This window comes from Lacrimispora sp. 38-1 (genome assembly GCF_049890855.1).
GTDB lineage: Bacteria > Bacillota > Clostridia > Lachnospirales > Lachnospiraceae > Lacrimispora.
Genome location: NZ_JBANEW010000002.1, coordinates 25,986 through 50,751, shown reverse-complemented (window position 1 = coordinate 50,751; position 24,766 = coordinate 25,986). Strand labels below are relative to the sequence as shown.

Sequence of the window (24,766 nt, the reverse complement as noted above, 5' to 3'; positions counted from 1 at the left end):
ATAATTGGAGGATTTCTATGGGAAGTATTATTTCAGATTACTACAAACCTTTATTTTCAGAAGGAATGTTTGTTTCCTGTAAGTCACCTGTAAACTATCCGGCTAATGGTGAATGCTGGCAGTTAACACAGGAATTCGGAAATGGCAATTATTGGATTTATGAATCATCAAATCACTTTAATATAAAATTACACGATTTCTGGTTTCATAATGATTCCATCATTGACATGTCTATCCCGGAATGTTTAAGTGTAACTTTCTATGAATCTATTTCGGGAGAAGAATTAAGCCCGTACAAACACTTAAATAGCAACGTGGTAAGCAGTTATCTCGGTGGTTACAAGCCATTTAAAGCGATTATCCATAAAAAGATACCGATCCGATCAATAGGTATTGAATATGAGCCTGCATACTATGAGCCTTATTTAAAGAAACATTACGACTCTCTGTATCAGAGTCCTCAGGAGGCCTTTCGATGCATAGATGAAACTACTGATTTTCCAGAAATGATTTTGTTACTGAATCAGATAAAAAATTATCATGGTAATGGAATTTCTGCCGAATTATTTTATGATGCCAAAGCCGCCGAGGCACTTTCTCTCATTTTTGAACGTCATCAAAAGCTTAATTCACATAGAAAAGCAAAAATTTCGTCTGCCGACCAGGAAATGTTAGAAACTGTGGTTTCCTATATCAATGACCACTATGCAAATGAACTTACCATAGATATGCTGTCTAAATTAGCCTGTATGGGTACTACCAAGTTCAAGAAATGCTTTAAGGCTCAATTTGGCTGTACTGCTGCAGAATATATTGAGGAGCGGCGCATTGGACAGGCCGAGCATTTCCTTTCCTATACAGATTTATCCGTCGTTTCGGTGGCTCAGGCTGTGGGCTTCAGTAATCCCGGTCGTTTTGCCAGTTTGTTTCGTAAAGCAACCGGTCTTCTGCCAAGTGAATACAAAAAAATCATCCAGAAAGAATCTTAACAAATTCTTTCTGGATGATTAAATCCATTATGTGATTGAATAGTTGTTACTCCATTATTACATATTCCAGCCTTCTGCTTTTTCACGTATCTCCACAAATTTTTTGTAAACACCAGCTTTTTTAATTAATTCCTTATGGGTTCCGCTTTCCGCAATCCCTCCATTATCAACAACCAGAATCTGATCCGCATTTTCTATCGTTGCCAGACGATGTGCGATAGTGATAATTGTCTTCCCCATAGTAAGTTCTGAAATAGCTGCCTGTATGTAATGCTCATTTTCAGGATCAATGGATGCCGTCGCTTCATCCAAAATAACGATTGGAGCGTCCTTAAGAATTGCTCTTGCAATGGATATCCGCTGCTTTTCACCACCCGAAAGTGTTCCGCCGCCTTCTCCGACTACCGTATCATAACCCTTCGGTAATGCACTGATAAAATCGTGGCAGCAGGCTTTTTTCGCTGCACGAATCATTTCATCTTCCGTAGCCGCTGGCTTTCCAAAGCATATATTGCTTCGTACCGTATCATGGAATAGGTACACATTCTGAAACACCATAGATATGTTTGAAAGGAGACTGTCACAGGTAAATTCTTTGATATTCGTACCACCTATTTCAATGCTTCCACTATTTACATCATAAAATCTTGCAATCAGATTACAGATTGTAGTCTTTCCACTGCCCGAGGGTCCAACAATTGCCGTAGCAGTTTTTTCAGGAATATGAAAGCTGATATTTTCTAAAATCGTTCTGGAATCATATCCAAAGGAAACATCCTTAAACCTTATACCGTGATGAGTAAGCGGTATCTCCCTGCCTCCCTCATCAATATATTCTTCTGCTTTCAACAGATCAAGCTGATTCATTGCATTGTCGATAACACCTAATACATGCGCACTGTCACTGATTGGTTCTATGGAAGCAAAAATACCAAAGGACAGAAAGCAAAACAAAATCATAATATAGATAGGCATTTGTCCTGTCCAGCCTAAATAGCAGGAAGAAAGAACAAGTCCGACTGAAGCAATTTTTAATGCAAGAAGGTGAAGACAGTTTGCAGGCACAAACCCCCATTCTATTTTTAAATTGATATCCTTACTTTCTTTACACGCCCTGGTCATAGCAGCCATTGCCACTCCTGCCTGACCAAAAGATTTCACGACCGGTAATCCTCTTGCATACTCGATTGCCGCATTTGTAAGGTCACGATTTGCCTGAGAAGCCACCGGCGCATTTCGCATACTATATTTTGAAATCACCAATAAAAACAAAAAAGAGACTACAGCACCTGCAACGGTTATGAGTGATACCATTGGATTAAACACTGCAATCCAAATTAAAATACAAATAAAGTTTAAATATCCGCCTACAAAGTTATCAACCATTCGAATCCCCATATTTTCCAGTGCATGCAGACCTGTAGTCATGGAATTTAAGATATCTCCTGTGTTCACCTTCTGAAAATACCCCAAAGAAACACGTTTTAACATATCACCAATCACCAGTCTGTCACGGGCAACCAGTTCATAACTGATTGCTTCCTGAAATTTTGCCCTCAGATAGTCAAATAAAAAGCGAAGGAATATAAATAAAGCAATCAAGAGCAAGCTTAAGACTATCCATTTTGTATCAAATTTGGCACCGCCTCTTGCGTCCTCTATGAGTAACCCTACCGTATACGCAGCTATGATAATTGGCATTGCTGCAAACCATCCAGAGAAAAATGAAAAAACAAATCCAATATACAGTTTTCCTTTAAATTCACCGCACCAATTAATAATTCGTTTTATTGTTTTAAACATTTGCCATCACGTCCTTTCCCTGTACTCCAACCGACCATGCCTTGGCACCAATATGCGCCTTCCACATATCAGCATACAGCGGTGAACTTTCTAACAGTTCCTTTTGTTTTCCCTGTTCAATAATATCGCCATTTTTCAGAACCACAATATTATCTGCATTTTTAATTGTTGAAAGGCGGTGTGCAATCACGAGAAGTGTCTTTCCCTTGGCGAGAGCTGCGATACTGCGTTGAATCTTATCTTCATTCTCGGGATCTGTAAAAGCAGTCGCTTCATCGAGAATAACGATTGGGGCATTTTTCAGAATCATCCTTGCAATGGCAATACGCTGCTTCTCTCCGCCTGACAGTCTTTTTCCTGCTTCTCCTGCAGGAGTTTGATATCCTTTTTCAAGTTTTTCAATAAATTCATCACACTGTGCTGCCCTTGCCGCTGCGTATACCTCCTCATCTGTTGCTTTTGGATTTCCCAATCGTATATTCTCAAGCAGGGAACAGCGAAACAGGAAATTATCCTGGGTTACGAAGCTAACCGTATCTGCAAGCTGTGTCAGCGGCATATCCTTGATATTCACACCGCCAATTTCAATGGCGCCACCGGTCACATCCCAAAATCTTGCAATCAGCTTTGCAACCGTTGATTTTCCGCCGCCCGAAGGTCCCACCAGCGCAGTGAAGCTTCCCTGCGGCAAATTCATGTTAATTCCATGCAAAACCTCATTTTCCTTTTTACCATTATAAGAAAAAGATACATTTGCAAGCTTTATATCATATCCTGAAAGCTTTACTTTGCCGGCTGGTTCTGAAAGTGACGGCATGTTCAAAAATTTCTGTAGATTCTCTATGGTGAATTGCATTTCGCGTATTCCTTCACTGAATACCTCAAGCTTTGCAAGAGAACCTATCATGGACATGGAAAGCATGCAACAAAGAGCCACCTGTGCAGGAGTAAGAATTCCTTTGCTGTATAACAGTAAACTGACCGGAAGTGTTCCAAGCAAAGTGGAGGGGAACAGCGCAAAACAAAGCTTCATCGTAACCCATGTTGAAGTAAGCCACTTTAAAATAAAGGTACGATAATCCGTTATGGCCTTTGCATATTTTTCATAGGATGCACCTTCCCGTCCGAATGCCTTTATTACTTCAATACCTTCTATATACTCAACAATTGTACTGTTCATATAGCTGTTGGACTCATTATATTTGTCAAAATTCTTTCCACTGATTTTATAGGTAAGTAGCATGCACACCATGGCAAGCGGCAGTGTTACCAAAGAAGCCAGTGCCACTCTCCAATCTATTAGAATAAGTGCAGCAAAGCTTACAATCGGCAATACAACATGTCCGGAGCCTTCCGGAATCATATGGGCAAGCGGCGGCTCAATCGCCTCAATTTTATCGACTATAATATTCTTTATTTCCCCAATCGAATGTCCTGTTACTTCTCCAAGCGGTGCATGCATAAAAGCATCCGCTACGCGCAGTCTTAAGTTTTCAAGAATATGATATGCCGCATTATGCGATATACCTGTAGAAAGTCCGAACATAACAATTTTCACTGCATAAGACAGCAGTATCGCTGCTCCCCACTGAAGTAATAACTCATTTGTAACCGCATCTCTGGTAAATAACTCAATCATTCTGTACACGCAATAGTATGGTACAAGCCCTGATATCACACTTATCACGGACAGTAAAACGGACATGGTAAGCCTTCCTTTGCAGCCGTTGGCGTAATTCATCAGACAAGAAAACCAATTGTCTTTTCTATTTTCCCTCATATTAAAAATCTCCTTTCTTTATCCGTCGGAGTCTGGTTATTTCTAGCATGCACTTTCCTATCATAAAAGTCTGACTTGTCAGACTCAAGCGCTGACGCGCTGTCACTTTAGTGACATCTTCCTCTTAAGCGGCATGCGCATCCTGCCCGGAGGGCTTTTTATCTCATAGGATGTAATTTCCTATGAGATAAAAAATGGATTGCCAGAATTCTCCGACCATCCATATCATAGCGTTTCGATTCATTTTTTTCTGCTCCTTTTCGACTACTTCGTTCCGTTTAGACCAAAGTTCTTACGGTAATCCAATGGAGCTCTTCCCATAACCGTTTTAAATGCTGCTGAAAATTTGCTTGGACTGTCATACCCCAGTTTTCCAGCTATATCTGTGACACTTAAATTCCTTTCATTCTTTAGTAAAACAGCTGCCTGATTCATTCTGTATACTCTCATATAGGTATTGATTGGGCTTCCATATACATTCTTAAAGCAATTTTTCATTGGAGTAAGGGGTATGTCATAACGCGCAGAAAGTTCTTCCTGTGTATAATGCGTCTCTAAATTTTCTGTCATCAATTTTTGCATACCCTTGATTTTTTCCACCTGCGTTTTATAAAAATAAGGTTTTTCATCCTGATTTTTAGGAACTTCCAAGACATCAAGATAGAGTAATAACTCAAATATTTTTATTTTAAAATAGGGAATCCTAATTTTTTCCGGTACCATATATAATTCACTGAAAATATGTTCAATCGCCGGAGCATCATGAATCACCATTGGATGCTTGCCGTCACAGAATTTTTTTTGCAGCAGCACTAAATTAACCGGGAAATTCTTAATCTCATCCTTCAATGCTCCTACCGCCAGATCCATATCAAAGGTAATCATCAGTCCATGATAATGTGCCAGCGGAAATTCAAAGTGTCCCTGATGTGAAATTCTACGATCCAGCTTCAAATCCCCGGCCTCAACATAGGAATAAGTTCCCTGACCGGAAGCATATTCCAGTCTGCCTTCCCTGCAGTGATCGATACAGAATAAATTCCGGTTGGTAGAAAAGGTGGAATCACAGCTTTCCATATGGTAATCGTTATAAGAAATGGAAACACCGGGAAATACCTGATAGGTAGTCATAATTCCTTCTCCCGATTCATTTTTAATCTGGTAGATACTGCCTTCTTCATTTTCAATCAAAGGAACCATCTGTGTTTCTTCTATAAAATTGAATTTCATGTCCTTCCTCCTCTTCTGATATATTGATATGTTTTACTGTCCTATATTTCCAATATTCTGTCACAGGCCGACAGCATAAACTCCCTGTCATGTGTTACAACGATAAGAATCCGATTCGAAGCTGCCAGCTTTCTCATCCGCTCCCCGACTGCTTTCATATTCCTATAATCGAGACCACTGGTTGGCTCATCAAAGATCAGTATCCTCTTTCCGGAAAGAATGGCTGTCACAATTGCCAGACGCTGCTTCTGCCCTCCGGAAAGTGACATCGGATGCCGTTCTGAATATGGCAATAATCCCAACTGCTCCAATTCGTACTTAATTGCAGTCTCATCCTGTGTATTCCCCGTCATTCTACATTCTTCCCATACGCTGTCTGCAAATAATTGATGATTCACATCCTGCATGACAAGGAAGCATTGTTTTATTCTAAACTTTGTAGACATTTCTTTCCCATCCAGTAAAACTTTCCCCTGCTGTTCCTTTATTAATCCGCAAAGACATCGGATCAAGGTTGTTTTACCAATTCCATTATATCCGGTAATGGCAAGAATCTCACCCGGCGCCGCTGAAAATGACAGTTCTTTAAAAACGGGCGGCATCCGTTTATAACCTCCGGTAAGTCCTTCTACCGATAAGCCTTTTTTTAAGCCGCAGGGAAGTGCCACGATAATCGTTCTTTTTACTTCTCCGATGCATCTAAGCCCCATACTTTTCCGCGTGGAATCTTTTAAAGCATGGAATTCTTCACGAGAAAAATTTTGAACCAATTTCCCATTTTTCAGATATACAGCCCGATCAATTAAATCATATAAAAAGGATAGTCTGTGTTCTGCAATAATAATAGTATGCCCTTCCTGTTTCAAAAACCGGATTATTTCCTTCAATATTTCTATAGCTCGCGTATCCAGATTAGCACTAGGTTCATCCAACACATAAATAGAAGGATTCATGGCATAAACTGATGCAAATGCCAGTTTCTGCTTTTCCCCTCCCGAAAGCTTAAATATATTTCTCCCAAGAAGCTTTTCTATCTGAAGCTTTTTCGTGGTCTCTTCTACTCTCAGCTCCATTTCTTCCGGAGATTTTCCCTGATTCTCCATTCCAAAGACCAGCTCACTGTCAGTATCCAAATTAAAGAACTGGCTCTTCGGATTTTGAAATACCGATCCCACTGACTTTGCCAGTTCGTATAATTCTGTCTTAGCTACCTGCATCCCGTCTGAAACCGCAGTTCCTTCCAGATCACACTGCTCACAAAAATGAGGGATTAACCCATTGACCAGTTTTGTAATCGTTGTTTTGCCACACCCTGATTCTCCGCATAGAAGAATACACTCTCCCTGTTTTATTTCAAGATTGATATTTTTAACTATTTTTTCATGATCATTATAACCAAACGATACGTTCCTTATGGAAATCATAACATCAGCTCCTTATTTTATAAAAAAAGCTCCTATGGAAAATAGAAGCCCCATGCAGCCGCATACGTAGTCCCGGAATCTTAATTTCAATTCTATGGTACTTGTTTTTTTGATTGGATTTTCAATCCCTCTGGTCACTGCCGCTGCAGATAATTCTTCTGCAGTTGCAGTAGCGGACATCATAAGGGGGACAATCAGTGCTTCTAATTTATCTGCTGGCTTAATGTCCCTTAATCTAATGGCATCTTTAATATGATTTATTTCTTCTTTAATTGCCGGAAAGTACCGGATCGTTACAGAAATGGGAATTATCAGTTTCTGAGGGATATGCAATTTTCTCATTGCTAAAACAAACTGACGCAATGAAATCGTTCTTATCATGAAAGCTCCAACCATCAGACAAGGAAACATTCTTCTGGAATAATTAATCATCATGATAAAAGTCGTAGCAATTACCTTGGGTGCTGCCCGCAGAAGCATATATTGGAATACAATAAGAATTCCATATAATACCATCCATCGAACTGCCATCACATATTTACCCGAAAATAGCATTGTAATCCCAAGAAAACATATCCAGCCAAGTTCTATCCATAGGCTGTTCTGAAAAAAAGTGATTACATTTGCAAATAGCAAAAGAAAAAGGAGTGTTCGTGGATCTATTAAAATACTTTTTGATTCCTTTTTTTGCATCCTAAACAATTCCAGCTTTCTCAAAATGTTTTTGAAACATCTTTTTACTAATTAATGCACCAATAATTGCTCCAACAACGGGTGCAAGTAGAAATACGAATAACATGGCAGGTGAAGTAAATTTTTCCAAAGTAGCTATGTAATCAGCTGGCATTCCCTGCCCACTGATTTGTGCCATGAACTTATCATGCATAAGCCAGATCGGCAGGGGGGAGCCCGTCATCCCAAGAGAGAAGCAGATAAAAGCAATTATATTCCCTTTAAAACTGCTATAACCGCTAAATAATCGAACTGCTTCACCAAGAATACAGCTAATCGCAAAAGTAGCCAGTATTATGAGTGTGAACATCCCGGTAGCAAAATAAATCAATGCTGTAATGAATCCCATAATAAGAACTGCTCCCATTTTTTGTACTTTTGAGCACATAAGCATAAATGGAATTCCCGTAAATAAAGCAATAAATCCAGGCATGAGTATCCACATTATGGGATGCAGTCCGCCCATATTCATAAAAATAAAATTAATAACAAAATAAATTGCAGAAAAAATACCAATTGTAATAAGATCTTTTCCTTTTAAGTTATCCTTGCTAAATGATTGAGCCATTGATATTTCCTCCTTTTGATTAGTTGTAGCTAACTATCATCTAAAACAAAAACGCCGTTGAAGCATTTCTGTTTGACATCATAATAAAAGAGAATGAAATCGTCTGTCCCGATTGGACTTTTTTATCCCATTTAGACATATTTAATACTGCCATATGCATGTTTATTTATTACGCTCATTTCTTTTTCAATGTTGACTTTTTCTCGAACTGACTGTGCATTAAAAAGAATATTATAATAACTATCCTCTTTTAATAAATCTTCATGCCTGCCGCGTTCCACAATTTCTCCTTTATTAAAAACTAATATTTGATCTGCCGAGCGTATGGTTTTTAAATGATGAGCAATAACAAGAACCGTCCTGTTTTTGGCAAGCTCCGAGATAGCTTCCTGAATTAACGCTTCATTGACAGGATCTACATTACTTGTAACTTCGTCCAGTACTAAGATAGGAGCATTTTTTAAAAAGGCTCTTGCAATAGAAATTCTTTGTCTTTGTCCACCCGATAGAGTAGCGCCATTTTCACCAATCGTAGTTTTATATCCTTGCGGCAGACTCATAATAAAATCATGTATCTTTGCCTTTTTTGCTACTTCAATGATTTCCTCATCAGTTGCCTTAGCCTTCCCAATTCGGATATTAGCTTCCACCGTATCTGCAAAAAGCTGAACATTTTGCATGACAATACTGATAGAACTAAGTAAATCATCGTAGCCCATATTCCGAATATCTACTCCACCGATTTGAATACTGCCATCCTTTACATCCCAAAAACGGAGAAGAAGATTCGTAACGGTAGTCTTTCCAGATCCTGACTCCCCCACTAAAGCAGTTAGCGTATTGGAAGGTATTTTGAAACTGATATTTTTCATTTCGAACTCATCTTCTTCATAGGAAAAACCAACATTGCAAAATTCAACGTCCGATCCTTTAGGTTGCTGGGGCTGTGTTGGCTCTTTTACGATTGGAGCGTCAAGTACTTTACGTATTCTGCGATAACTATCTGTAACCGCTAAATAATTCATCCAATGTGTTTCCATTTCTGTGAAGGGTTTATAAAACTCCTTGCTGATCACGATATAAATTAAATAAGCCATTAGCTCCAGTCTGCCGTTTAGTAAAAGAACAGCTCCAGTAACTGCCATTACCCCGTAGGCTAAATCGATAAAAAATCCATATCTGGAAAGTAACCTTGCCTTATACTTAGAAGTTTGTTTACTGCTTTCTCCAAAATTTTGTATTGCATTTTCAAGTTCTTGATCAAATTTTTTACTTTCTGAAAATGCTTTCAGTAGCGGAATTCCTTTTACATATTCTACAAACAAACTTACCATATCCTCTAAACGGTTTCCGTTTTCAGCTTCAAGCTTGTCCCCTTTTTTAAGTCCAAAAATCAATATTAACAGTGCAATTGGAAGAACAGCAATCATAAATAAGCCCATTTTCCAATTTACAAGGAATAAAGAAATTAAGAGAATTACAGAAACAATAAAGTCGCTGATCATTCGAGGCCACATATGCCCAACAACCATTACCATGTTGTCTACATCTTTATGTATTACCGTACTAATTTCTCCAAGCCTTTCATTGGTATAAAATCCAAGGGAAAAGGACTTTAACCGATAGACAATCTTTTTTCTGATCTCATAATTAATATCAAAGCCAGCAAAGTGCTTCTGACAATCCCCAAATATGCTGGATATCCCCTTTATCAGCAAAAGAATAACCAGATACCACCAATATTCTGAAAAGGACATTGTATCCCCTGACATAATCATACTTAACATCTTTAATACGATAAGCATCATGACTACTCCAGATAGAGCATAGATAACAAACCAGATAATGCTGGCAGCCATAGATTTTTTCCCTTTTGAAGTTAAGGTATTAAGAATTTCCTTTATCATTTATCAGCCCTCCTTTATATTCCAGCAATCTACTTTGTTTTGATCATAGACCATCTTTTGATATAACTCACAGCGCTCCATCAGCTCATTATGTTTCCCCTTAGCCACAATTTTCCCCGAATCCATCACAACGATTTGATCCACATCCCTGATGGCATTTAAGTGATGAGCAATCATAATGACTGTCTTATCCCTGCTTAAATCCTCTATGGCCGCCTGTATGTATTTTTCGTTTTCCGCATCTACTGCTGCAGTTGCTTCGTCAAGAATGATAATCGGTGCATCCTTTAAAATCATTCTGGCAATAGCGATTCTTTGCTTTTCACCGCCGGAAAATTTAACACCAGATTCTCCGGCTTTTGACTGATAGTCCTGTGGTAATGAGCAAATAAAGTCGTGAATACGGGCTTTTTTAGCCGCAGAAATAATCTCATCCAAGGTTGCGTCCGGTTTTCCGATTCGGATATTTTCTTCCATGCTTATATTGAAGAGAAACGTGTCCTGCTGCACAATGGATGTCAGCGAGTTCAGTTGTTTTTCAGACATGCTTTTGGTATCGACGCCGTTTATCGTAATGCAGCCTTTCTGTGGTTCCCAAAATCCCATGATGAGATTAGCCAATGTGCTTTTTCCACAGCCAGAGGCTCCAACGAGAGCATTCTGGGAATGTTTTTCTAAAATAATATTTATATTTTCAAGAGAACTGTCTTTACCGGAATACGAGAAATCCACATTGCTGATATTAATGTTGCCTTCCCGAACATTTTCGTTTGTCTCTTTTCTTTCCGGCACTGGAACATTCAGCACCGATTCGACTTCGTACATCGCATGATTAAATATGATGTTATAATGCTGCAAGGTTGCTGCTTTGGCAATCGATGAAGCAAAAGCTCTCCCCAGCATCATCGAAATAATAAATACTGGTATCGTAATTTGCGCCCTTGAAAGAAAATAGGTTCCCAAAATCATGACAAGAACTACTCCGCCTTCCATAAAGACATCAATAAAACCCATGGATACTGCGACTCCTGCTGAAGCCTTTCTAGCCCAATGGACATAATTTTTTGAAAGCTGAATTGTTTTTTTCGTTTTGTTCTCTTCTTTGCTGAATGCCTTGATCACTGCAATATTCTGAATATACTCCATTAAGCTTTCCTGCATACTTTTTGTGCTATCTACAAATATTTTTTGGTTCTTATCCCAGACTGAAGCAGAAATTTTCTTTGTCAGCAACATCAGCGGCAAAGTCGAAATCATCAGCAGTGCCAGGCGCCAGTCCAGAAAAATCATGATAATAAAAATAATGATTGGGAGCACGGTAGCCGATACAATTTCCGGCAATCCATGCGCAAGATAAAATTCCACCTGTTCCACGTCATTCTCTACGATATTTGTCAGGTCTCCAATTTTTCTTTCCTGAAAAAATCCCAAAGGCAATTTTTTTAAGTGCCGAATCAATTGCAGCCTTAAATCTGTTAAGGTACTGTATGCAGCATTATGTGCTTCCCAAGTTGAAATATAAGAACAAGCAGCTTTTAAGAGGAAGGATACTAGCATTAATCCTCCATCCCACGCAACTATCGTTAAAGTCAGTTTCCCTAAAAAAAAGGACGCAACCATATGTATGGTTAAAAGTTGCGGAACCAAATCAAATATAACCTTAAAAGCAATTAATATATTAGAAACTCGATTTTTACTTTTCACATTTCGAATAAGTTCTTCTTGATTCAATTTGCAGTCCTCCTAATTAAATATTTTAAATCTATCCTATTTAAACCTCATTATTGAGAGCAATTTTTCTCATCATATAATTGTTTATCTTTGCTATTGTTTGTTGGTTTAATATATGCTCCATCAAGCAGGCATCTTTTCTGGATATGTCTTTTGGAACACCTAAAATATCGGTTAAAAAGCAATCAAGTATATGAAATGTTTCCGTTACACTTTCTGCCTTTTCTTTTCCTAACTCCGTTAACCATACCCCTTTTGATTTTTCCTTCTTTACACATCCCAGAGCGACCAATTTATCTGTCGTTTGAGAAACCGTAGCCTTTGTAACATGCATTCTATCCGCAATATCAGTAACGCGTGCCATGCCATTTAGTTGTATGAGTTCATAAATTACTTTCAGATAATTTTCCATTGCATGTGTAACGGTTATCATTTTTCTCACCGCCTTTCATTGGACACGCTAAGTTGTTTTCCACATTCATTTTTAAATCAAATCAGTTAATACAAAGGCATTTATCGCTCTATCATCCTTTTGTGCTGTAACAATAATGGAATCGACTCCGAAATATTCTCGTATATTTTCTTTTGTAAGTATTTGATCCGTTTTCCCTACAAGAAATTTGTTTCCCTTTAAAAGTAAGGTCTTATCCGCAATATTAAGCGCATGATTTGGATAGTGTGTATTCATTACACAGGCAATTCCTTTTTCTTTTGCTAGTCTTTTAATTATTTTTAATATTGTGATCTGATTTCCAAAATCGAGGTGAGATTCTGGCTCATCCAATATCAGCAATTGAGGCTCTCCGACTAACGCACGGGCAAGCAAAACCATTTGAAGCTGTCCGCCGCTTAACTGATTACAAGATTTATCACTAATTGCTGAAATGCCTACCTCTTCCAAGGCTCTGTCAGCAAACTCATAATCTTTTTCCCCAGGTGATGCAAATGCAGGCAGATACTTTGCTCTGCCAAACACAACCATATCCCTGACTGAATACGGAAACGAAAATCGGTGTGCCTGTGGTACATATCCAATCTGTTTTCTCGCGTTACCAGTATCCTTTCCATCAATGAGTGAACGACCTGATTTCCACTTATAAATCCCCATCAAGCATTTTAAGAACGTAGTTTTTCCTATGCCATTTGGCCCCATAACAGCAATTACTTCGCCTTTTTCCAACGATAACGTAATATCCTGCAAAATAGGTGTATCTGATGTATAATAAAAACTTCCTTTTTCTACACGAAGCAACATTATGATTCTCCTTTCATTCGATTATAAATGAGTGCAAAGAATGGCGCCCCGATTAACGCTGTTAGTATTCCGATTGGTATTTCAGCTGCAGTTAGATTACGGGCAACACTATCTACAATTACCATAAAAGTTCCACCAAGCAGCATAGATGCAGGAAGTAAGCCCTTGTGGTTCACCCCCATAATTCTTCTGGATATATGCGGAATAACCAGACCTACCCAGCCAACGATACCGGAAACCATTACACAGGCAGCCGTAATAATTGTACTGAACAGAATAACCGCTATACGTGCCGCTTGTGGATTTACTCCAAGGGAATATGCCTCTTCTTCTCCTAACGACAAAATATTAAGCTGCCACCGTAAAAGTAGCAGCCCTGCAATACCGATAACAATTGGCAAAATGATCATTTTTAAGTCATTGAATTCCGTATTTGCAAAGCTCCCCATTAACCAGAAGGTTATTGTCGGAAGTTGATCGTTTACATCAGCAACATATTTAATTAGTGATGTTAGAGCAGAAAATACCGAGGTCACAATAATCCCTGATAAAATATAGGACATGGTTTGAGCTTGCCCCTTGGCTCGAACCATAAAAAGTGTTAGGAACATACTGATCAGTCCGAATGCTAACGACAATACTGATGTCATCACGCCCATGCCGGATGTAAGGAGTATTCCAAGCGCCGCACCAAAGCCTGAGCCGGAACAAACACCAAGAATATCAGGACTGACAAGAGGATTTTGAAATAGTCCCTGCAGTGAAGCTCCTGCTATGGACAAGCCTGCTCCAACGAGTAAGGCAATAAGAATACGCGGCAACCTAACTTGAAATAGGACATGCTCTGCAACTTCAAAGCCCGGATACGAAACTCCAGATAGCTTTGCTTCTATAAGCTTTAAAACATCCCCATATTCCATATGGTAACGTCCTCCAAAAAGTGACGCTACCATTACAAGAACAAGAAGCACTGCGAGCAAAATAAACTTTAATTTATAATTATCTTTTGTTTTAATAGTTTTTCGTTTTTTATTCATAATCATTATTTCTGCAACTGTCGCGGACTAAGCACAGCAGAAATCAGCTCCTCCTCCAACGTAATTTTATACACCCTGCTGTAATAATCTTTAAACAGCATTTTAAAATCACTCTCGCTCAACAACTCCGGATAACTTTTTGAAATCATCCAAAGCGGTGTAAGCGGAGCATCTGAGCATGGTGCACCCCATGAATAGATTCCCTGTGGAATATCAAAGATTGTGTTATTTTGATAAGCGGAAAGCAAACTCCAGTCCTGTCCATTAATTTTGTTTTTCAGCATAGCAGAAGCAGGGCTTCCAATAAATACATAAATAAGATCGGGATTCCACTCATAAAGCTGTTCCATACTAACTTCAGCCTGTCCTGATATTTCTGCTGCCGCATTGACAAGACCGCTTTTTTCAAACCACGTATCTGCATAAGTTCCGCTTCCATATACGGAAATCACACCTCCCGTATTGCTGAAAAGAAATAGTGCAGTCTTTTTTTCTCCTGTATATGTATCAAGAACCTCTGCTCCCTTTTTGTTGGAAGCTTCCCATTCGTTCTGAAGCGAAACAGAATTATCGACCTCAAATATCTCACGCATCAGGTTATCCCATGCGATTGTAACTGTTTCCGGATTGTTATCTCCTTTTTTCATCATATCAACAATAGGTATCCCCAGATTTTCAATGCCCGATTTCTGAGCTTCTCCATAATAAAACACAATATCCGGTTTGAGATTTAAAAGTTCCTCAGTATTAGATACAAAGCCTTCGCTTATAAATGAGGTCTCAACGCCATTCCAGTTGGGAAAAAGCTTGCTTACAATTTCAGCATTTGAAGTCGTAAAAGCTCTGGAATTAGCTCCTACAATCATGTCAGGATCAGAAAGAACGCCCAAAAGTACTGATGTCGTTGGTGGGGATATGATGACGACACGCTGAATTTCTGCTGCCGTTGGCACAGTCACGGTGTTTCCTCCTAAATCGGTTATCGTTCTCATGCCTGATGCTGATGAATTTTTAGATTCTGTAACAGGTGCATTTTCTGGTGCCCCGCAGCCTACTAAAGCCATAGTCAAAGCAATAGATAAAATTAAGAACAATATTTTTTTAGATTTCATTTTATCCCTCCAGTTATTTTAAAAATGATTTTCTATCAAAGCATTTGCATGCTTCAAAAATTCCTGAATGATATGAAGTTCGTTGTCATTCAAACTTTCAAGATAAGCAAACAACGGGCGGTCATATTCCTGATGATACTGGTTATGAAGCTTATAAGCCATTTCCCCTTTTTCTGTAAGGAAAAGGCAGAAGCGCTTTTTGTCCTCGTCATCCTCTTTTTTTTCGAGAAAGCCATGCTCTTCAAGCTTTCGGACAGTTTTTGCTACTACAGCACGTGTTACATTAAAGTTGCGTGCCATTTCAGAAATAAATATACCTGGATGATCACCCACCATTTTAATCATGTGGATTTCTCCACGATAGAATTGCATTCCTTCTAAGCCAAAATCTAATACATTTGTCTTTCCATTGGCTATTCGCTCTGTCATCTGTATAAAATCATTAATCACAAGTTTTTGTAACTTTTCCATCTTGGAAACCTCCTTTTAAGTAAAAAATTTAAAACAACTTATTTTCTGTTTACAAATCCTTCTTCTGGAGCCCACCTGCATATACCTCCTATTTCATAGTGGCAATTGCAACAATCATCTCCATCCCCAAGGGTTTTTGTTCGTGTAAATCCCAAATGGAGATATTCGCCGATCATATAATCCACGCGGCATACTGCAGGGAATATACCAAGAGCGTCAAAATCTGCGGCAATCGTTCTCATTCCACATCTTGTAATATCAATGCCAAATTGCCTTTTGTCTCTGGGAATAAAATGAATGAAAAAATCATAGGCATGGACTTTTCCCTGTATTTCCTTTTTTTCGTGTAATGGTGCTTTTTTACGAAAACTACTAAGATATATTTTTCCGCAGGCTTTGCGGAAAAATGGGGGAATGGTAGTAATTATCTTTTCACTCATCAGCCACAGGAGCTTTTGTATATCGTTATCGTTTGTACCAAGTTCCACGGCGGTTTTATACCACGCAATATAAGAGGGAGCAAAAGCATAATTAAACGCAAAAACGGATTTGCCGATATCGGGCGTTTTTCGGTCGACCTGTTTAAAGTATCTGTCTGACATTGCGGTAAAGCGCATTGTATATTCTTTCCCGAACTTCTTTTCCATTGCACCGTGTGAGCGTATCATTCCAAGATGATATATCAAACCGTACAGTTTCATTGTTCTGTCACCCGCTTTCATTTTCTTAAATAAAATTCACCTTGCAGCCCTTCAAATACTCCACCATCGTCATCACTATGAATATGTTGAAATCCATGTCTTGTTAAAGCATTTTCAATTTCCTTTTTTGTAAGCAGTACATCAAGTCCGTCCAAATGGCTGGATAACCAGCCAAGAATACTCTCAGGCGGATTCTGATAATCCTCACTGACATTATGCGTAACAACATATAGGTAACCATTTGATGTTAAAGCGTTATATAATTTGCTCATCACGGAATCCAAATGGTCTTTTGCAAAGTCCAGTACTCCTGAAGCAATAATCAGATCATATCCTTTTCCGATATCATCTGCATTAAAGTCTCCTTCTATCACACTTACATGCTCAGAGAGGTTTCTCTCTGACACTAATTCACGTGGCAGCCGTGCTACGTTAGGATGCTCAAAAACAACGCTTTTGCAATTCGGGAAGGTAATTGCAAGCTCTATTGCAAGAATCCCTGAGCCTCCACCGAGGTCAAGTATCTTTTCAGGGATTTTATTTCCATAAAGATTTGTAACTGCCTGAATCAGAGACTGAACACGTCCTGTATACATTTCAGGAATGCTCACCCGTGCAGCCTCATAAAAATCATATACCTCTATCCCTTTATTATTATGAAGAACGTTTTTGTCAGGACCGTTTATCAAACGCTCTTCGATACCTTGCAGAGACATCATTTTCTCCCTAAAAAGAATACTCTCACCCAAATAAACTGGGCTGTTTGGATTTAAAAAATCATTACTCTGCTGAGTATTTCTATAAGCTTCGTTACTTTTTTCAAGTAATCCAATGGATGCTAATGCATTTAGCACAAAAGATAAATTCCGCTCATTTAAGTCTGATTTCGTTGCAACAGCTTTTGGAGTTTCCCAGCTTTCCAGATAAGAAAACAACTTCACCCTTAATGCTGATAAAAGCAGCTCTGTTTCTCGTTTTTGATGAAGCATTTTATAATACAGCTTTTGATTTCCTTTTGACTGATACATTATTTCACTTCCTTTCATCGGTTAGTTATCGCTAACCTATTGTATGCCAAGTATACATCCTTTTTATTTGTATGTCAAGCATACAAATAAGTTAAATTTATCTTTAAAGAATATGTTTTCTCATATTTAGGCTATTTTAATATAGTAATGCTTATAGGAATAGCCACACCGCTTTCAGAAAAAACGATGTGGCTATAAAGAAAATAATTAATTAAGGTAGCTTCGCTCAATTTAAAAACGGCTTAACTACATTTATCCAATTTATAATTGTGTCAAGAACAAGTTTAGTATTTCCAGCGTTGCAATGATTTTCAGCGCTCTCTTTTTCAGTAAAAAGCCTATATGTAAGAGAATTAACATTTTTCAACTCGTCGATGACGGGCTTGTAAAATTCAACAGGAATAAAATGGTCTTTTTCAGCACCTATAAGCAGAAAATCTTGGGTTATTTTATTGGCAACATCCATGTATTGGAATTGATTTATCTTTTTCAAATACTCATATGGAGTGTGCACACCCATGTTATGTATTCCATGATTTATGGCCCATTCAATCAGCGGATCTTTTTTCATTAAACTCTTCATTATTAAGTTAATAACTTCTTCATTTTCCATTTCCATCAGTAAACGGGTCAACTGTTGAAAACTTTTAGGCATATCATACAGAAACAGGTCAAACAGATTGGGCAGTAAACTCCAGGCAACAACCCGTTTAATCCTTCCTTCAAATGCAGCAGCTCTGGGTGCCAGCATTTCGCCAAGAGATAGGCCGATAATCGTTACATCATTCAGGTTATAAAAATCCAATATCGTTTTTACCGGAATTTCCCATTGCGGAATAAATGTCAATCCTTCTTTTCTTAGTGCTCCACCCTGACCGGGTCCTTCAAAAAGGTAAACCGCAAAACCATTTTCTCGGAGATAGAGCATCATTGGTACAAATTCTTCCATATAAGAATCATATCCGCCATGGAGCAAAATGGTATCCGTAAATTTACCGTCTTCGGGAATCGTATATAACACAGGAAGGTGGCCGCACCAAATGGTACTAAATCTCTTTTAATCATTCCGGATTTGAATAAATCGGCATGATAATCATAGAAAAGATTAACGGCTTTGTCATACGTCGTGATTTTAGCATGATGTCCGTCGTACATAAAGAATTCCGCCATGCGATAGTAAGCAATAGCATTTTCCATACGTTTTTCCTGCAAGGCTTTTTCCGCTAATTCAAGTAGTTCCTTTTCCCATGTCGCAGCATCTGTAATTTTGGCTGCGACGGTTTTAAGTTCTTCCAAATCGCCATTGCTCCAAGCATAAGTCCGATTTAATTGATAATTGAAGTTTGGATTGGTATGAAACTTATAAGTTCCTTTTTTAAATTTAATTTGGCTTGTCATGGTAGATCCTCCTTTAATAATGGTTAATATGTAAAAATTTTAATCAAATGGTTGAGACAACTGCTTTGTTTGCAAAATATCTTAAAACTTAGGTAGATAGCGCCGCGCGGTTTCCTTGTTTATACGAGTTTCACCGTTTTGAAGCGCTTTTTTAGTAATAACCTTCTTTATGATTTCTTCGAACGCAGGAGGAATAGTAGCTTTTAAAGCGTCGAGTGCTTCATTATCCCAGTTAAGCGAATCCTTTACCCCAGTTAAATCAAGATCAATTTGATAGTCTTCTTTGGGTAAGACCTCAGACTTCCAATAAGTTTCTAATCTTTGGCTGATTTCATCGCTAGCCAGCATTCCACCGATTACATTATTGACGATATGAGCATTATGCTCACGCGCCCCCGGAACGGAAAATCGGTTAAAACCGACTATAGTATCGTTTTCATTTATATGCTTTAATTCCCCGCCACAAACTGGACAGATTAAACGTCCATCTTGATAAATTTGAAACACATCGGATAAGCAATGTGGGCATACCAATTTATCTTCACATTCATTAATTGCTGATTTGATGCAGCAATCTTCTTCAATGGAACGACAAAGGTTTTCACCAAGTTCTGACACCAGCTTTAGCTTACTTGGTGCCAGCAAAACCTCTCCTTTGTTAAAAGCATGTCCGATGGTCAATTGACCGGTAATTTCACAGTTATATAATCCCAAAAATAAACTGGTAAAAATTCTCTGCAGCGAAAATTCAATTGGCGCGCCGCCGGCAACCGACACTGCTACTCCATATTTTTTTTTGCTGCTATTGGCTGTTTTGCTAATGGCCCAAGCAGCAGATCTATCCATAATTGCTTTTAATGTGGACGGTGCGGAAAGGTAATAGCAAGGTGATGCCAACGCGATGGCATCCGCCACTTCGATTTTTTCCTTAACCATATTCAAGTCATCTTTTAGAACACAATTATGAGAGTTACTGCAAGCGAAGCATCCTCTGCAAGGTAAAATTTTTAATGCCCCCAAATTTAAGATTTCAATTTCATGGCCTGCTTCTCTGGCTGGTCGCAACAGTTCGTTTAAGATAATTGAACTGTTACCGTTTTTGCGATTACTAACGCAGATTCCTAATATCTTTTTAGAATTTATCATAATTTACTCCTTCCATTAATTCGTTTCCGAAACAATCATTTACAATAGTACTGCATATATAAGTTAGTATTATTTCGACTTATTATCAATCACCAAAAAAGCCTCAAGTATTTGATAAGCAACAATTATTGAAATAATTGTTGCTTATTTATATAAATCAAGAAGCCTTGATGGTTTTCAACCTCATTTAACTACAGGAGATTCGCAAATGCTATATTCTACGTATATAGATCTGTTAAAACTAAAAAATCATGATGTTAAGATTGCTGGACATAATGTTGTTTAACATTCGTATGTGTTGCTTTTCCCTTCTAAATTTAGTAAAATGGAAATAGAAGAAGGTGTACTTATGGATTACAAATTAGATCTGCGTGTAATTAAAACACGAAACAATATAAAAAATACATTTATACAATTACTTAATGAAAAGGATTTTGAACAAATAACAATCCAAAACATATTAGAAAAAGCATTAATAAATCGTTCAACTTTTTATAAACATTATGCAGACAAATTCGAACTTGCTAAAACTATTTCTGAAGAAATTCTTACTGACTATTCTCTTTTTCTGGAGGAAAGATTTGCAGACAAAAATAGCGATGATTTATCACAATATATAAAAGCCGTCTATGATAGACTTCTGAATCAAAAAGATATAATATGCGCTCTATGGAAAATTAATACATATTCTATACATGTTTACGATGATATGCAGTTGCTGTTGAAAAACAAATACAAGGCTTATATAGCCGAGCATAATGTGTCCAATCCAGAACTTGCCGATTACCATGCATGTATCTATGCATCTTTAGTCACAACCACAATAAAATATATTTTTGACAATAATGGACAAAATATGACTCAAAAGATTGTTGAAAGTTTAAAACCTATTTTAGATTCAGTTGCCTTTCATCAAGATATAAGCTTGAAGTGATACTAATATTACGGCACATTAAATACGGCATTCATATCCACGATGTCACATACCATAAGCCACCAAGATCTAAGAATGACTTGGTGGCTTATGGTATGTTTTTTACCTACTTCACTGTATACAATAGACTGCTTTTTTCACAATCTTTCTTTTATCTCTACACTCTCACCTCGTCCGGGTTTCTCCAACAGCCGCACCCATTGGAATGTAAAGGTATCTGCACGTAACTATTTTAAAGTGCTTTCTATTGTTTTTGCTTTTCCCTGATTTGCTACCATCTTCATTTTTGCGGCTATCACATCAGGATTTCCTAAAAACTGCTTATTAATGACCGAAAGTTTATCATCCAGTCTATATACCAATGGTATGCCCGTAGCCAGATTAAGCCCTATGATTTCCTGCTGTGAAAGATGCTCCAGATACATGACCAGCGCTCTCAGGGAATTTCCATGAGCTGTAATCAGTACTCTTTTTCCTGCCATAAGCTGTGGTCTGATCTGCTTCTCAAAGTATGGAATAACCCGTGCGATGGTGTCTTTCAGACTTTCCGCTAACGGCAATTCGTTTTCCGCTACATTTTGATATGCTTTCTGATGCGCCGGATTTCTTTCATCCTGCGGCTCTAAGGACGGTGGCTGTACATCAAAAGAACGCCGCCAGATTCTCACCTGTTCCTCTCCATATTTTTCAGCCGTCTGTGACTTATTTAATCCCTGTAATTTTCCATAATGGCGCTCATTAAGCTGCCATGCCTTTATTACAGGCAGCCATTCTGCATCCATTTCCTCTAAGGCAAAATTAAGCGTATGGATTGCACGTTTCAGATAAGAGGTATAGCAGAGGTCAAATTCATATCCTTGCTCCTTAAACAACCGACCAGCTTCTCTTGCTTCTTCTTTGCCGGCTTCTGATAAGTCAACATCTGTCCAGCCGGTAAACAGGTTTTCTAAATTCCAGATACTTTCTCCATGACGGAGTAATACTAATTGATGATTCATATTCAGTCCCTCCCTATAAGGATGCTTCGTAAATTTCAATAATTGTTTTCAATAATACCTCATCAAATTCTTGCGGTGTCTGCTTTACAGAAAGGTCAGAAATAAGTGCTCTGGAAAAGCTGGCTATCAGTTTCGGATTCTGCCTCAACAGTTCATTTGCCTCTTTACGACTGTAGCCACCGGATAGTGCCACAATTCGCACAACTCTCGGATCTTTCATTAGCTCATTGTAAGTTCCGGCTACAGAAGGAATAGACACCTTCAGCATAATGTTCATTGAATCATCCAGTTTTTTTAGATGGCTTATCATTTCCGTAATCAACATTTTCTCTGCTTCTTGTTTGCTGCTGCTATGTATATCTACCTCAGGTTCCAGAATCGGTACAAATCCGGCATCAGAAATTTTCTGACCTAGTTCAAACTGCTGTTCTACAATCGCATGAATACCATCACCATTTGCTTCATGGATAACGGAACGCATCTTTGTTCCAAAAATATTTTTGGCGGCCGCTCTATTCAAAAGTTCATCCAGCTTAGGAATCGGCTTCATCAACTGAACCCCGTCTTTTTCTTCATCCAGTCCATTGTCAATTTTCAGAAAAGGAACAATCCCTTTTTTCTCCCATAGATAATCCGCAGTATACAGGTTATCAATTTTACGTTCCATTGTTTTTTCAAACAGGATTGCTCCTAATATATGATTGGACGAAAATGCCTTGCTTTTGATAATCCGGCTTCTCATTTGCTGAATCAGATCATACATTTCATCCTCTGTATGGTATTTTGAAGTCTCAATTCCATAGTCTCTCAGAGCCTTCGGTGTGCTCCCTCCGCTCTGATCCAATGCTGCAATGAATCCTGCACCATGCTTTATTCGTTCTAATTGTTCTGTTTTCATGTTATACATGACCTCCTTTATCTTCTGAACCGTTTTCCAGATAAAAAATAACTGTACCCAATTCACTTTCCTTTCACAGGTTAGTTTTAACTAACCTGTTGTATATTAAGTATGCACCCTTTTTGATTGTACGTCAAGCATACAATTGATTAAAAATGGGACAGAACATACCTGGCTGCCCTGCCCCATTTTATTTAATTACTTCTGCTTACTGAATTCTCAACTTGACTCAACTTTTTGAGAATACTGATCGCAAAGATGATGGTAACAATCGTGGTTAATAAATCCGCAACAGCCTGAGAGTATATAATGCCTGTCAGACCTAGCATTGTCGGCAAAAGTAAAATTGCCGGAATAAACATAATTCCCTGACGGCATACGTTCAAAATTCCTCCTACCAGAGCTTTTCCCATAGCCAGGTAAAGCGTAGAATAAGTAAACTGTAATCCAAATGTAAAGAACATGATTGTATTCGCCCTAAGTGCCGGAACCGCTATCCTTAATACCTGTGGATCATTGCTGAACAAAGAAAGAATAGGATTTGCCAGCAGGAAAATAAGTGCCGTCCAGATAATACAAAATCCAGTTGTCCACTGCATACAGCTCTTAATTGCAGACCGCAAGCGTGGATAATTCTGTGCCCCATAATTGAATCCCGCCATTGGCTGAAATCCTTTCATATAACCAATTACTACATTAGCTCCCAAGGTTACAATTCGTAAGACAATACCAATAGCGGCAACAGCCTCATCTCCATAGTTACTTGCTGCATTGGAAATCAAACTCATAGATAAACTGGATAAAAGCTGCAGAAATAAAGTGGAAATACCGATTTTGATAATTTCTCCATAAATCTGAGATGTAGGTTTAAAGTAGGAAAAACCAACCTTTACAAAAGTCTTTCCCCCAGCGAAAAACCTAACATAAATTGCACTGGTAACAATTTGAGAAATAAGTGTGGCTATTGCCGCTCCCTGTACTCCTAAATGAAGTGCATAAATAAAGATAGGATCAAGAATCATATTCAGGATTGCGCCTGTCAACATGGCAGTCAGAGAAATATTAGAAGCACCCTGGGATACCGCTAGATTGCCGGCTGTTACATTTGCTGCACTGAAAACTGTACTAACAACAAAGATGATCGCGTATTTTTTTGCGTATGGCATAATTGTCGAAGTTGCACCCATAAAACTCAGTACTGGGGTGAGTGCCGCAAATATTACAACAGCCACAAGCAACGCAATGATAATACTGCTAAACATAGCTGTAGAAGCTACCTTATCAGCCGTGTCCCTATCCTTTTTCCCAAGTAACCGTGAGATATACGAACCAGCTCCAACGCCAAATGTCAAACCAATTCCAGAGAAAATCAGAGAAATTGGAAATGCAACTGAAACGGCTCCGACCTGCTGTGTTCCAAGTCCGGACACAAAATAGGTGTCCACTACATTATAAAGTGCCATCACTAACATACTGACGACCATTGGAATACCCAGCTTAAGCAAAGCTTTTGACACATTTCCCTCGCTCATAAGCTGCATACGATTTGCTTTCGCATTTTTTTCTTTCATGTTTTCACTCCTTTTTATTGAACCCCGAATTGACGAAATAATTTAGCATTCCT

Annotated in this window: 23 protein-coding genes; 2 read left to right on the top strand and 21 right to left on the bottom strand. The window is 38.4% G+C overall.

The annotated features are described in order from the left end of the window. Window positions 1–17 precede the first annotated feature (17 nt). Window positions 18–989: a helix-turn-helix domain-containing protein gene (locus V7D18_RS00695; RefSeq protein WP_426150458.1), complete on the top strand. Its 972-nt coding sequence runs from the start codon at window positions 18–20 to the stop codon at window positions 987–989. A 57-nt stretch (window positions 990–1,046) separates the two neighbouring features. Here V7D18_RS00695 and V7D18_RS00690 read toward each other — a convergent pair whose 3' ends face one another. The 18 genes from V7D18_RS00690 to V7D18_RS00605 all read right to left on the bottom strand — a co-directional run bounded on the left by V7D18_RS00690 (window position 1,047) and on the right by V7D18_RS00605 (window position 20,312). Next, window positions 1,047–2,792 carry an ABC transporter ATP-binding protein gene (locus V7D18_RS00690; protein ID WP_426150456.1) on the bottom strand — a complete coding sequence of 582 codons (1,746 nt, stop codon included), beginning with the start codon at window positions 2,790–2,792 and terminating at the stop codon, window positions 1,047–1,049. Continuing rightward, window positions 2,785–4,572, bottom strand: coding sequence for an ABC transporter ATP-binding protein (locus V7D18_RS00685; RefSeq protein ID WP_426150454.1), 1,788 nt, complete (start codon window positions 4,570–4,572; stop codon window positions 2,785–2,787). The genes V7D18_RS00690 and V7D18_RS00685 overlap by 8 nt, the downstream gene beginning before the upstream one ends. 264 nt (window positions 4,573–4,836) lie before the next feature. Next, window positions 4,837–5,802: a helix-turn-helix domain-containing protein gene (locus tag V7D18_RS00680; RefSeq protein ID WP_426150452.1), complete on the bottom strand. Its 966-nt coding sequence runs from the start codon at window positions 5,800–5,802 to the stop codon at window positions 4,837–4,839. A gap of 41 nt (window positions 5,803–5,843) precedes the next feature. Next, window positions 5,844–7,226 (bottom strand): ABC transporter ATP-binding protein, encoded by a 1,383-nt coding sequence (locus tag V7D18_RS00675; protein WP_426150450.1) that lies wholly within the window; start codon window positions 7,224–7,226, stop codon window positions 5,844–5,846. 12 nt (window positions 7,227–7,238) lie between these two features. Continuing rightward, a complete protein-coding gene (locus V7D18_RS00670; RefSeq protein ID WP_426150448.1) occupies window positions 7,239–7,919 on the bottom strand; it encodes an energy-coupling factor transporter transmembrane component T in 681 nt (226 codons plus the stop codon). A gap of 1 nt (window position 7,920) precedes the next feature. Beyond that, the gene (locus V7D18_RS00665) at window positions 7,921–8,526 is read right to left on the bottom strand and encodes an MptD family putative ECF transporter S component (RefSeq protein ID WP_426150446.1); all 606 of its coding nucleotides are present in this window, start codon (window positions 8,524–8,526) and stop codon (window positions 7,921–7,923) included. 131 nt (window positions 8,527–8,657) lie between these two features. Further along, window positions 8,658–10,433 carry an ABC transporter ATP-binding protein gene (locus V7D18_RS00660; protein WP_426150444.1) on the bottom strand — a complete coding sequence of 592 codons (1,776 nt, stop codon included), beginning with the start codon at window positions 10,431–10,433 and terminating at the stop codon, window positions 8,658–8,660. A 3-nt stretch (window positions 10,434–10,436) separates the two neighbouring features. After that, window positions 10,437–12,164, bottom strand: coding sequence for an ABC transporter ATP-binding protein (locus V7D18_RS00655; RefSeq protein WP_426150442.1), 1,728 nt, complete (start codon window positions 12,162–12,164; stop codon window positions 10,437–10,439). 40 nt (window positions 12,165–12,204) lie between these two features. Continuing rightward, on the bottom strand, window positions 12,205–12,597 hold the full coding sequence (locus V7D18_RS00650) for a metal-dependent transcriptional regulator (protein ID WP_426150440.1): 393 nt from the start codon (window positions 12,595–12,597) through the stop codon (window positions 12,205–12,207). Between the two features lie 51 nt (window positions 12,598–12,648). Next, complete coding sequence (locus V7D18_RS00645) at window positions 12,649–13,419, bottom strand: ABC transporter ATP-binding protein (protein WP_426150438.1); 771 nt, start codon at window positions 13,417–13,419, stop codon at window positions 12,649–12,651. After that, complete coding sequence (locus V7D18_RS00640; protein ID WP_426150436.1) at window positions 13,419–14,456, bottom strand: FecCD family ABC transporter permease; 1,038 nt, start codon at window positions 14,454–14,456, stop codon at window positions 13,419–13,421. The genes V7D18_RS00645 and V7D18_RS00640 overlap by 1 nt, the downstream gene beginning before the upstream one ends. Before the next feature lie 5 nt (window positions 14,457–14,461). Then, a complete protein-coding gene (locus V7D18_RS00635; protein WP_426150434.1) occupies window positions 14,462–15,568 on the bottom strand; it encodes an ABC transporter substrate-binding protein in 1,107 nt (368 codons plus the stop codon). Between the two features lie 18 nt (window positions 15,569–15,586). Next, entirely contained in the window at window positions 15,587–16,039 is a 453-nt protein-coding gene (locus tag V7D18_RS00630) for a MarR family transcriptional regulator (protein ID WP_426150432.1), read from the bottom strand. 38 nt (window positions 16,040–16,077) lie between these two features. Continuing rightward, window positions 16,078–16,740: an L-2-amino-thiazoline-4-carboxylic acid hydrolase gene (locus tag V7D18_RS00625; protein WP_426150430.1), complete on the bottom strand. Its 663-nt coding sequence runs from the start codon at window positions 16,738–16,740 to the stop codon at window positions 16,078–16,080. Between the two features lie 17 nt (window positions 16,741–16,757). After that, window positions 16,758–17,768: a methyltransferase gene (locus tag V7D18_RS00620; protein ID WP_426150428.1), complete on the bottom strand. Its 1,011-nt coding sequence runs from the start codon at window positions 17,766–17,768 to the stop codon at window positions 16,758–16,760. Window positions 17,769–17,994: 226 nt separating this feature from the next. Continuing rightward, entirely contained in the window at window positions 17,995–18,717 is a 723-nt protein-coding gene (locus tag V7D18_RS00615; RefSeq protein ID WP_426150426.1) for a hypothetical protein, read from the bottom strand. Further along, complete coding sequence (locus V7D18_RS00610) at window positions 18,696–19,166, bottom strand: hypothetical protein (RefSeq protein ID WP_426150424.1); 471 nt, start codon at window positions 19,164–19,166, stop codon at window positions 18,696–18,698. Before V7D18_RS00610 ends, V7D18_RS00615 begins: the two co-directional genes overlap by 22 nt. A gap of 81 nt (window positions 19,167–19,247) precedes the next feature. Further along, a complete protein-coding gene (locus tag V7D18_RS00605; protein ID WP_426150422.1) occupies window positions 19,248–20,312 on the bottom strand; it encodes an NAD(P)H-dependent oxidoreductase in 1,065 nt (354 codons plus the stop codon). A gap of 349 nt (window positions 20,313–20,661) precedes the next feature. Between V7D18_RS00605 and V7D18_RS00600 the strand changes: the two genes are divergently transcribed. Next, window positions 20,662–21,246 carry a TetR/AcrR family transcriptional regulator gene (locus V7D18_RS00600; RefSeq protein ID WP_426150420.1) on the top strand — a complete coding sequence of 195 codons (585 nt, stop codon included), beginning with the start codon at window positions 20,662–20,664 and terminating at the stop codon, window positions 21,244–21,246. A 227-nt stretch (window positions 21,247–21,473) separates the two neighbouring features. Here V7D18_RS00600 and gpmA read toward each other — a convergent pair whose 3' ends face one another. The 3 genes from gpmA to V7D18_RS00585 form a co-directional block, all read right to left on the bottom strand. Then, on the bottom strand, window positions 21,474–22,244 hold the full coding sequence (gene gpmA, locus V7D18_RS00595) for a 2,3-diphosphoglycerate-dependent phosphoglycerate mutase (protein ID WP_426150418.1): 771 nt from the start codon (window positions 22,242–22,244) through the stop codon (window positions 21,474–21,476). Between the two features lie 13 nt (window positions 22,245–22,257). Continuing rightward, window positions 22,258–23,142 (bottom strand): fructose bisphosphate aldolase, encoded by an 885-nt coding sequence (locus V7D18_RS00590; protein WP_426150416.1) that lies wholly within the window; start codon window positions 23,140–23,142, stop codon window positions 22,258–22,260. A gap of 194 nt (window positions 23,143–23,336) precedes the next feature. Beyond that, window positions 23,337–24,713, bottom strand: a complete 1,377-nt coding sequence (locus V7D18_RS00585) for an MATE family efflux transporter (RefSeq protein ID WP_426150414.1) — start codon at window positions 24,711–24,713, stop codon at window positions 23,337–23,339. Between the last annotated feature and the right edge of the window lie 53 nt (window positions 24,714–24,766).

What these genes read in the sequence shown, in the direction of transcription:
- V7D18_RS00695 (WP_426150458.1), top strand. Translation starts at nt 18, where the DNA reads ATGGGAAGTATTATTTCAGATTACTACAAACCTTTATTTTCAGAAGGA.
- V7D18_RS00690 (WP_426150456.1), bottom strand. Translation starts at nt 2,792, where the DNA reads ATGTTTAAAACAATAAAACGAATTATTAATTGGTGCGGTGAATTTAAA.
- V7D18_RS00685 (WP_426150454.1), bottom strand. Translation starts at nt 4,572, where the DNA reads ATGAGGGAAAATAGAAAAGACAATTGGTTTTCTTGTCTGATGAATTAC.
- V7D18_RS00680 (WP_426150452.1), bottom strand. Translation starts at nt 5,802, where the DNA reads ATGAAATTCAATTTTATAGAAGAAACACAGATGGTTCCTTTGATTGAA.
- V7D18_RS00675 (WP_426150450.1), bottom strand. Translation starts at nt 7,226, where the DNA reads ATGATTTCCATAAGGAACGTATCGTTTGGTTATAATGATCATGAAAAA.
- V7D18_RS00670 (WP_426150448.1), bottom strand. Translation starts at nt 7,919, where the DNA reads ATGCAAAAAAAGGAATCAAAAAGTATTTTAATAGATCCACGAACACTC.
- V7D18_RS00665 (WP_426150446.1), bottom strand. Translation starts at nt 8,526, where the DNA reads ATGGCTCAATCATTTAGCAAGGATAACTTAAAAGGAAAAGATCTTATT.
- V7D18_RS00660 (WP_426150444.1), bottom strand. Translation starts at nt 10,433, where the DNA reads ATGATAAAGGAAATTCTTAATACCTTAACTTCAAAAGGGAAAAAATCT.
- V7D18_RS00650 (WP_426150440.1), bottom strand. Translation starts at nt 12,597, where the DNA reads ATGATAACCGTTACACATGCAATGGAAAATTATCTGAAAGTAATTTAT.
- V7D18_RS00645 (WP_426150438.1), bottom strand. Translation starts at nt 13,419, where the DNA reads ATGTTGCTTCGTGTAGAAAAAGGAAGTTTTTATTATACATCAGATACA.
- V7D18_RS00640 (WP_426150436.1), bottom strand. Translation starts at nt 14,456, where the DNA reads ATGAATAAAAAACGAAAAACTATTAAAACAAAAGATAATTATAAATTA.
- V7D18_RS00635 (WP_426150434.1), bottom strand. Translation starts at nt 15,568, where the DNA reads ATGAAATCTAAAAAAATATTGTTCTTAATTTTATCTATTGCTTTGACT.
- V7D18_RS00630 (WP_426150432.1), bottom strand. Translation starts at nt 16,039, where the DNA reads ATGGAAAAGTTACAAAAACTTGTGATTAATGATTTTATACAGATGACA.
- V7D18_RS00625 (WP_426150430.1), bottom strand. Translation starts at nt 16,740, where the DNA reads ATGAAACTGTACGGTTTGATATATCATCTTGGAATGATACGCTCACAC.
- V7D18_RS00620 (WP_426150428.1), bottom strand. Translation starts at nt 17,768, where the DNA reads ATGTATCAGTCAAAAGGAAATCAAAAGCTGTATTATAAAATGCTTCAT.
- V7D18_RS00615 (WP_426150426.1), bottom strand. Translation starts at nt 18,717, where the DNA reads ATGGAAGAATTTGTACCAATGATGCTCTATCTCCGAGAAAATGGTTTT.
- V7D18_RS00610 (WP_426150424.1), bottom strand. Translation starts at nt 19,166, where the DNA reads ATGACAAGCCAAATTAAATTTAAAAAAGGAACTTATAAGTTTCATACC.
- V7D18_RS00605 (WP_426150422.1), bottom strand. Translation starts at nt 20,312, where the DNA reads ATGATAAATTCTAAAAAGATATTAGGAATCTGCGTTAGTAATCGCAAA.
- V7D18_RS00600 (WP_426150420.1), top strand. Translation starts at nt 20,662, where the DNA reads ATGGATTACAAATTAGATCTGCGTGTAATTAAAACACGAAACAATATA.
- gpmA (WP_426150418.1), bottom strand. Translation starts at nt 22,244, where the DNA reads ATGAATCATCAATTAGTATTACTCCGTCATGGAGAAAGTATCTGGAAT.
- V7D18_RS00590 (WP_426150416.1), bottom strand. Translation starts at nt 23,142, where the DNA reads ATGAAAACAGAACAATTAGAACGAATAAAGCATGGTGCAGGATTCATT.
- V7D18_RS00585 (WP_426150414.1), bottom strand. Translation starts at nt 24,713, where the DNA reads ATGAAAGAAAAAAATGCGAAAGCAAATCGTATGCAGCTTATGAGCGAG.